1 protein-coding gene is annotated in these 1,332 nt (G+C 63.1%); it reads left to right on the top strand.

Annotation, left to right across the window (positions count from 1 at the left end; translation table 11 throughout):
- Positions 1 to 21: 21 nt before the first annotated feature.
- A partial coding sequence (locus NW856_RS01745) for a peptidase M3 (protein WP_414398782.1) occupies positions 22 to 1,332 on the top strand: 1,311 nt, incomplete at its 3' end.

Here is a 1,332-nt window from a genome sequence, read left to right as displayed (position 1 = left end):
GACCCCATCTCTAGGAGGCTGATGCCGGTGGTCTTTCCTGCTGCTGAACCCCCTTTCGAGCGTTTCTCTGGCTCTGGGAAAAAGCGCGCCCTAACCTGGAATGAACTGGAGGAGCAGGTGCAGCAGTTTGCCCAGTGCTACCGGGGGCAGGTGGTCCAGCTCAGCCCGCCAGAGCTGGCGGTGGCGCTGCAGGAGTTGTCGGAGCTGACGCAGGCGCTCGCCCTGGCAGCCCATCTTGCCGAGGGTTGCGAGAGCAGCAGCCTTCCAACAGCGATCCCGGCTGAGGCCGAACCAGAGATGGCCTGGACGAAGGCAGACCCCAGCTGGAGGGATCTGGAGCGGGTCATCTCCCTGCAGAGCCAGCTGTTGTTTTTCCCCCTGGAACTGCAATCCCTGACCGCCGTTCCCCTCGGCGAACCCGCAGCTGAGACGCCGCAGGAGCGAGAGGATCGGCCCTCGGATCCCTTGGCCGCTGCTTGTGCCGAGCCGGAGCTGCGCCCCTTTCGCCAGTTTTTGTGTCGCCTCCTGCAGCAGCGGGGTCACCAACAACCGGAGCCTCTGGAGTGCCTGCTCCACCAACAGTACCCAACAGGAAGGTTAGCTTGGCGGCAGTTGTGGCAAGTGACCCTGAACTCGCCTGCTGCGCTCCCAGAGCACACTCTTGTCCAGCTGCAGAGCTTACAAACTCACGCCAGCGCGGAGATCCGCTGGGTGGCCTACCAGCGGCTAGTCCAACACCTAGAAGCCCATGCCGATCTGGGTGGGTTTATCCTCAGCACCCTGATCCGCGACCACCTGTGGGAGGCCCAATGGCGGGGCTATGACTCTGCTGCCGAGCTGTATCTGGCCCGCCAGGGCCTGACTCAGATCTTTTTGGAGAACCTATTGGAAGGGATCCGCGATCGGTTTGACCTGTTCCAGCACTATTACCGCCTCAAAAGCAGAACAATGGGACGTTCCATTCGCATCTGCGATCTGCATGCGCCCTGGGGGGATCCCGTGCCGCCCCTGACCTCTGCTGAGGCCACCTCTCTAATCTGGGCAGCCCTGCAGGACTTCTGCCCCGAGTGTGCTGCCCAGGCCAAACCCTGGCTGCTAGAAGTCGGCTCGGCAATCGAGGCAGACAAGCCCAATCGCGCAGCGGGCGCAGCCTTTCGCCCCGGCGAAACGGAGTTCTCGCCCAGGTCGGGAGAAACGGGATCCGGCGGGAGCGAGCTCCTGTTGAAGGTTCTTGCTATCATCAGCCAGCGGCTCCGGCCTGAGGATCCCCAAGTTTGGCTGGATCTAGAGGAGATGCAGGGGAGTTCCGCACTGCTGCCGCGAGCGTGGGGG

It is taken from the genome of Synechococcus sp. R3-13, from assembly GCF_047462195.1.
Classification (GTDB): domain Bacteria; phylum Cyanobacteriota; class Cyanobacteriia; order Thermostichales; family Thermostichaceae; genus Thermostichus.
Note: the sequence above shows the minus strand (reverse complement) of the source record. Positions and strands in the feature narration are given on the sequence as shown.